The organism is Robertmurraya sp., from assembly GCF_036676585.1.
In the GTDB taxonomy this organism is placed as follows: Bacteria; Bacillota; Bacilli; order Bacillales; family Cytobacillaceae; genus Robertmurraya_A.
The window spans coordinates 1-7,539 of record NZ_JAKFCQ010000135.1; the positions used below are offsets into that span (position 1 = coordinate 1).

The following is a 7,539-nucleotide window of genomic DNA, read 5'->3' on the forward strand; positions in this document are numbered from 1 at the left end:
ATTTTTACTTCATTTACTCGCACCACCTTCAAATGGGAAACCGAGACCCATAATTGGGCGGCTGTTTGTGCAGGTTCGATCGGTGCAGCAGCCATCCATCTTATAAAGGACAAAGAAGAGTTAGCCATTATTCTAGAAAAGGTACTACCAGCTTTGGATTGTTATGTGAGTGGATTTCAGGAGGACGGCTTTTGCCTCGAAGGCTATGGATATTGGCAATATGGCTTTGGTTACTATGTCTATTTTGCCGATTTATTAAAAAAGCGCACCTTAGGGAAAGTGGATTTATTTGCTTCAGAGAAAATTCATCAAATCGCCCTTTTTCAACAAAGATGTTTTTTAGAGCATAATCTCGTGGTGAACTTTTCGGATGCGGTTCCGACAGTTTCTGTATTTTTAGGACTCAGTCATTATTTGAATCAGATTTACGATGATGTGAAGGTCCCTAGACAAGAGCTTCGAGCAAAGTATACGGATGACCACTGCTCAAGATGGGCACCAGCACTCCGAAATCTTTTGTGGTTTGATGAGAATGCTCAAGAAAAGGCTTGGGGTAGTGGAACCTTCTATTCAAAAGATTCAGGATGGATGATCTCAAGATATCATGAACCATCAGGAAGTTTTTCCTTTGCGGCAAAGGGTGGGCATAATGATGAACCGCATAATCATAACGATCTTGGTCACTTTATCCTGCAGGGGAAGAAAGAGGTATTTTTAAAAGATTTAGGGTCTGGTTTATACGATAAAGATTATTTCGGTGAAAAGCGCTACACCTTTGTAGGTAATGGATCACAGGGGCATTCGGTTCCGATCATTAACCATCAATACCAAGAAGAGGGCCAATCTCATTTTGCTAGAATTCTACAGGCGGAAGCAAGAGAAGAGGTCGATCTCTTTGAGTTGGATCTAGTTAAAGCCTATGACGTAGACACATTATCATCATTGATACGAAAGTTTTCATGGGTAAAAAAGAATCTACCTAAGCTGGTTTTGGAGGATACCTACACCTTTACTGAACAACCGGTTTCCATTATTGAACGATTGATTGTTCCTTCTCTAGTGATTACAGAGGAAGAGGATGGTGTTGTTTTAGAAGGAAAAAGTAGATTAAGAATTTTATATGATAAAAGACAGCTGTATGTTGATGTGAAAAAGTTCCATTTTGTCAATCATTTTGGTGAAACAGAATTACACTTGGCACTCGACTTTACCGTATTACACCCGGTTAAGAATTGTAAAGTAGAGTTGATTTTTCAATTTGAATAAGTAAGGGGAATAGACGATGGCTGAACAATTGCTTTGGGTAAACACCGCATGGGAACAGATCGTTAAAAAAATAGAAAGAACTAGTCTGAGAATTGGAGCGAACTTTCCTCATGCGAGTAAAGATGGTCAGTACGATTTAGCCGAGCCTTATTGGTGGACGGCTGGTTTTTGGCCAGGAATATTGTGGCAGGTTTATCGGGATACGCAAAACATTAAGTTAATGAATCTAGCAGAGGAATGTGAACAGAAGCTAGATACTGTTCAACAAAATTACTATCGACTAGATCATGATATGGGATTTATGTGGACGTTAACGAGTGTGGCTCATTATAAGTTAACAGGAAATGAGGATTCGAAGCGACGCGCGTTGTTAGCAGCCAATTTACTGATGGGACGCTTTAATGTGAACGGAGACTTTATTAGAGCCTGGAATCCATGGACAGAGGGCGAGGACAATAGTGGGGTGGCGATAATTGATTGCTTAATGAATCTTCCTCTCTTGTACTGGGCATCAGAAGAAACAGGGGATCCAAGATTTAAGAGTGTGGCGAAAAAGCACGCCGATACTGTGTTAGAACATTTTATTCGCAGTGATGGTGCCGTTCATCATATTGTCCGATTTGATTCTGAAACGGGAGAAAGAATCGAAGCGGTAGGTGGCCAGGGGTATTGTCCTTTTTCAGCCTGGTCAAGAGGAGCGGCATGGGCCATCTATGGAATGACGTTAAGCTACCATTATACGAAGGAAGCCAACTATTTAGAGGCAGCTAAAAGAGTCGCTCATTTCTTTCTCTCACACCTTCCTGAAGATAGGGTACCGGCATGGGATTTCCGCCTTCCTAGAGATGTGGAGTCGCCAAAGGATTCATCTGCGGGTGCTATCGCAGCGTCAGGTCTTTTGTTATTAGCTGAAAAGGTGCCAGCTACAGAAGCAGCTACGTATCAAAAGGCAGGGGAGAACATATTAGAATCACTATATAAAAATTATGGAGATTGGGATGGGGCTGAAGAGGGGTTAATTTTACACGGTACAAGTCATTTCCCAGAAGGAAAATACACCGATAATCCCCTTATCTACGGAGATTACTATTTTGTAGAAGGCATCGCTAGATTAAAAGGGTATAGAGAGTTATTTTGGTAGATTGTGCTAGAAGAAAGGAGGAACTGTCTAGATGTTAAAGCTCGATTTACCCATTCAAAGGAATCCACTCAAGACACGTCAAGATCTTATAGAATCTTTAGCGCAAATCCTAACACCGTTAAAATCCTTTTATAGCAAGGGCAAAGCACGACTTGAACTCGGAAGCACAGGAACAAGCTATTCGGATTCGATCGCAGGAATGGAAGGCTTCTCCAGAATTCTATGGGGACTTGCTCCGCTGATGGCGTGCGGAGAAACCTCTGACATTTGGGAAGATCATCTACAAGGGATTAAAAATGGAACAAACCCTTCACATGAGGAGTACTGGGGAGAGATTACGAACTTTGATCAGCGTGCCGTGGAAATGGCTGCTTTCGGCTATGCCCTTGCACTAGTTCCTGAGAAAATTTGGGATCCCTTAAATGACTTTGAAAAAGAAAATCTATTTATATGGCTGAATCAAATCAACCAAATCAGTGTGTACGATTGCAACTGGCTGTTTTTTCCTGTGCTTGTGAATCTTGGGTTCAAGAAGGTTGGACTACAGTACGACCAAGAAAAATTGAACCGTAACCTGGATCGAATCGATGAATTTTATTTGGGTGATGGATGGTATTCAGACGGTCCTGATGCTCACTGTGATTATTATGGGCCGTTCGCCATTCATTTTTATAGTCTTCTATATAGCAAGTTAATGAGAAAAGAGGACCCAGTACGGGCGGAACGTTTCCGAAGTCGAGGGGAATCCTTCGCAATAGAATTTATCTATTGGTTCGCTAACGATGGGTCAGCTCTTCCTTATGGAAGAAGCTTAACGTATCGATTTTCCCAATCGGCTTTTTGGTGTGCGTTAGTATTCGCAGAAGTGGAACCATTTTCTTTAGGTGTAATGAAAGGGATAATACTTAGAAACCTTCGTTGGTGGTTTAGTCAGCCGATATTTGACTCCAAGGGTTTGCTCACAATCGGGTACCGTTATCCCAACTTAGTGATGGCAGAAAACTATAACTCTCCGGGCTCGCCTTATTGGGCACTGAAAACCTATATGGTGTTGGCACTGCCTGAAACGCATCCTTTTTGGACAACCGAAGAGGAGCCATTACCAACATTAAAGAAAAAGGTGACCCAAGTATCTCCTCGAATGATTGTCCAACGCCAAGAGGAACGTGATCATGTGGTAGCGTTTAATGCAGGGTATCAGCATACGAATGAGCATCCTCACACAGCAGCCAAATATGAAAAATTCGTCTACTCCAACTTTTTTGGATTCAGCGTTTCAAAAGCAGAGTGGGGATTAGCGCAGGGTGCTTTTGATTCCATGTTGGCGGTCAGTGAAGGCGACAATATTTATCGAGGAAAAAGAACCTGTGAGGAATATCGTATAACCGATGATGTGATTTACACAAGGTGGAAACCGTGGTCAGATGTGGAGATCCAAACATGGCTCGTACCAGGAGCACCATGGCATCTACGTATCCATCGTATTGAAACGGGCAGAAATCTCGATTGTGCAGATGGAGGATTTGCGTTGGGATTGGAAAATAGTCAGGCGACTGGCCAAGACACAAAGATTATTCATGAGTCTAAACATTGCGCAAGCTTTTTTCCATGGGGAGCAAGCGGCATTAAAAGTCTGGATGAAAACGGCCAGGCAGAGCTCCTCTATCCTCATGCGAATACGAATGTCATGCAGGCAAGAACCGTCATTCCTACCATCAAAGCTAGCTATAATCCTGGTACACATTGGATGATAAATGCGGTGTATGGAGAAGTGGGATCAGATGGAGTAATGAAAGGATGGGAGTCTGTTACGGAGGTTAAGGTACAAGATGGAAAGATCACAGTTGGTCAAGGGGTGGATCAACTCGTCATCCCTTTCTAGGTCTGTTCTTATTTAACGAAAGACATTTAGTTAGAGTACAAACATCACAAAATTACACATCAAGGAGCAGTTGGACTAAGCCACTGCTCTTTGATCCTTTATGCGTTTTTCTTTTTATCATAGGTTTCTTTCAGTCGCTTGATATCTTCTTTAGGTGGTAAACCAAATAGTCTAGAATATTCACGGCTGAATTGGGAGGGACTTTCATATCCTACTCGGAAAGCAACATCGGCAGCACCTGCCGCTTCAGTTAATAACAAATGCCGAGCTTCCTGAAGTCTCAATTGTTTTTGGAACTGGATAGGGCTCATGGCTGTAACCTCTTTAAAAAGTCTATGAAGCGAAGAGACACCCATATTCGCTATTTCCGCCAGTTCCTCCACCCGTATAGCCCTATCATAATGATTCATGATATGTTCAATCGCGTCACTGATTTGATAGGTAGAACTTCCTTCAACAGCAATTTGCCCCAGCGCATCACCATGACGTCCTTTTAGAACCCTATAGATGATTTCCTTTTTGATAAGAGGAAAGAGGATCGGGATATCTTCAGGATGGTCAAGCAAACGAACCAATCTGGTTACTGCTTCTAACAAAGGTAATTCTATCAAGTTCACATACATACCTCTGTTCCTATTTTCCTTTTTATTCACACCTATTTGGAAATCTCCTAAAACTTCTAAAATTTCATTAGGTGTAAATTCAAGTTTAAGAGCCAAATATGGAACCTCGGAAGAAGCTTCTGTTACATGTCCGATAATGGGCAAGTTAACGGATGAAACAAGGTAATCGGCAGGTCCGTACCTAAAGAGCTCTTGTGACAGCAGGACCTCCTTCATTCCTTGAACGACAATGCATAAGGAAGGGTTAGTAACACCGTAAAATGGTCCGGCTACATTCGAGTAATGAGAGAAAAATAAAGACGGAATAAGAGTCTTATGACCACCGTCCTGACCGGTGTGGGACTTAATAAGGTTGGCAAGTTCACCCTGGTATGTATGGATTTCTTTAAACATATCGATCTCCTTTGTTCCGTTATTATATTTCAATTGTAATAGATGTAACTCTGTTGTGAAAGAGGGGGAGAGAGGATTAGGCAATGAATTGATAGGAATAGGATATCAGTCGCCTTAGGATTTGTTGCATAATAATTAAGTACAAAGCTTTCTTAAGCGGAGAATAGATATGAAACTAACTATTACTAAAAACGCAAAATATAAATTACAGGAGGAATTTATCATGCAAACATTAATATTGAATAATGGTGTAAAGATGCCCATACTAGGCTTCGGTGTTTTTCAAATGATTGATCCAGAAGAATGTGAACAAGCCGTTTATGATGCTCTTATGGCAGGCTATCGTCTGATAGATACAGCTGCCTCTTATCTAAATGAAGAAGCCGTGGGCAGAGCCATTAAGCGGAGTGGTGTACCAAGAGAGGAATTGTTCATTACAACCAAACTATGGGTTCAGGACACAGGTTACGAGAGCACAAAGAAAGCGTTCGTAAAATCGCTAGAAAGACTGCAATTGGATTATTTAGACTTGTATTTAATTCATCAGCCATTTGGTGATGTACACGGTTCTTGGCGCGCGATGGAGGAATTATATCGGGAAGGTATAATCAAGGCGATCGGAGTAAGTAACTTCCATCCAGACCGTTTGATCGATTTAATCCTTCATAATGAAGTGGTTCCTGCGGTTAATCAAGTAGAAACGCATCCATTCAACCAGCAAATAGAAAATGCTCAATTCATGAAAGAGAATCATGTACAAATACAGTCTTGGGCACCTTTTGCTGAAGGGAAAAATGATATTTTCCAAAATGAAGTATTAGTTTCGATTGCAGAAAAGCATAACAAATCCGTTGCCCAAGTGATTCTGCGTTGGCTGACACAAAGAGAAGTCGTTGTCATCCCAAAATCTGTTCGGAATGAAAGAATTATAGAAAACTTTAATATCTTTGATTTTGAGCTAAATGAAGGAGATATGGAGAAGATTTCTATGTTAGACTTGAAAGAAAGCTTGTTCTTTTCACATAGAGATCCTGAAATGGTGAAATGGATTGGTACTCGTAAACTTGATATTTAATTATTCTTTTAGTTTCAATGAGGGGGATACAAATGAAAAAGACGATATATCTCATGAGACATGGACAAACATTATTTAATAAAAGAAGGAAAGTTCAAGGTTGGTGTGATTCACCACTTACAGAACTAGGAATTATACAAGCAGGGACTGCTGCAAAATATTTTAAAGAGAATCATATTGTTTTCGATCATTCCTATTGTTCCACATCTGAAAGAGCAAGTGACACGTTAGAAATTGTGACTGATCTGCCTTATACAAGATTAAAAGGATTAAAGGAATGGAATTTTGGAACGTTTGAAGGTGAAAGTGAAGATTTAAATCCTCCACTGCCTTATGGTGATTTCTTTGTTAATTATGGTGGAGAAGAAGAAAAAGAATTTCAAAGAAGAATGGTTAATACTGTCCAAAAAATAGTAGAAGAAGATAATGAAGTCGTTCTAATCGTATCTCACGGGGCAGCTTGTAGAAAATTCATGCAGTATTGGGAACATACTAGTTCCATTAGACAAAAAGAAAGACTTGGAAACTGTTGTATTTTGAAATTTGAATACGAGAACAAAGAATTTAAATTAGTAGAAATTATTAATCACGATTTTAGTAATTTAAGTGAGGCTTCTCCAGTACTTACTTGATAGGGTCTGTGAAGAACGTATATAATAGCTAGGGCTGCCGTTCGCGACAGCCTTTTTCTAATTTTATTACACTAGACTCTGAGTTATTTCAAATAATAGGTAAAAAATACACACAGGTAATTGTCATTTTATGTTAAAATAATCGTGTGTACAAACATTGAATAAGTAATCTTTAATAATTTTGACATGAACAATAATAAGTTGATAAAAATTACTTTAGTCTTTTAAAGGACTTGGCGAGGTGATAGTATGTTAGATAAAATTAAAGCGTTACCTGAAAAGGTGGCATTTTCTATTGGCTTAACATTGTTATTGTTTAGTGGATTATTGTTATTTTTATTTTCCGTTTTGTTCCCTATCAGTATTTGGACGACTATAATTATACAAGGTATTGTTTGGTTATTTGCTTTCTTATTTATACAAAGTGCGGCTGAAAAAAGACATTCGCGTAGTAATAAGATATAGAAAAGCATTATATATCAGTTAAAGCGCTTGAGTTATTTAAAGATAACCCAAGCGTTTTTTGT

At 39.7% G+C, this 7,539-nt stretch carries 7 protein-coding genes; 6 read left to right on the top strand and 1 reads right to left on the bottom strand.

Translation table 11 applies throughout. The features are described 5' to 3' along the window. The 3 genes from ACGLXV_RS17575 to ACGLXV_RS17585 form a co-directional block, all read left to right on the top strand. Nucleotides 1–1,266, top strand: a 1,266-nt coding sequence (locus ACGLXV_RS17575; protein WP_391559643.1) for a heparinase II/III family protein, incomplete at its 5' end; no start/stop codon positions are given. Between the two features lie 16 nt (nucleotides 1,267–1,282). Further along, complete coding sequence (locus ACGLXV_RS17580) at nucleotides 1,283–2,407, top strand: glycoside hydrolase family 88 protein (protein ID WP_391559644.1); 1,125 nt, start codon at nucleotides 1,283–1,285, stop codon at nucleotides 2,405–2,407. Nucleotides 2,408–2,438: 31 nt separating this feature from the next. After that, nucleotides 2,439–4,289, top strand: coding sequence for a DUF2264 domain-containing protein (locus tag ACGLXV_RS17585; RefSeq protein ID WP_391559645.1), 1,851 nt, complete (start codon nucleotides 2,439–2,441; stop codon nucleotides 4,287–4,289). A 98-nt stretch (nucleotides 4,290–4,387) separates the two neighbouring features. On the opposite strand, the gene ACGLXV_RS17590 is transcribed toward ACGLXV_RS17585, so the two are convergent. Then, nucleotides 4,388–5,305: an AraC family transcriptional regulator gene (locus ACGLXV_RS17590; protein ID WP_391559646.1), complete on the bottom strand. Its 918-nt coding sequence runs from the start codon at nucleotides 5,303–5,305 to the stop codon at nucleotides 4,388–4,390. Between the two features lie 223 nt (nucleotides 5,306–5,528). Between ACGLXV_RS17590 and ACGLXV_RS17595 the strand changes: the two genes are divergently transcribed. From ACGLXV_RS17595 to ACGLXV_RS17605, 3 genes are all read left to right on the top strand, one after another. Further along, the gene (locus ACGLXV_RS17595) at nucleotides 5,529–6,380 is read left to right on the top strand and encodes an aldo/keto reductase (RefSeq protein WP_391559647.1); all 852 of its coding nucleotides are present in this window, start codon (nucleotides 5,529–5,531) and stop codon (nucleotides 6,378–6,380) included. Nucleotides 6,381–6,412: 32 nt separating this feature from the next. Beyond that, nucleotides 6,413–7,012, top strand: a complete 600-nt coding sequence (locus ACGLXV_RS17600; RefSeq protein WP_391559648.1) for a histidine phosphatase family protein — start codon at nucleotides 6,413–6,415, stop codon at nucleotides 7,010–7,012. Nucleotides 7,013–7,261: 249 nt separating this feature from the next. After that, complete coding sequence (locus ACGLXV_RS17605; RefSeq protein WP_391559649.1) at nucleotides 7,262–7,477, top strand: hypothetical protein; 216 nt, start codon at nucleotides 7,262–7,264, stop codon at nucleotides 7,475–7,477. The last annotated feature ends 62 nt before the right edge of the window (nucleotides 7,478–7,539 follow it).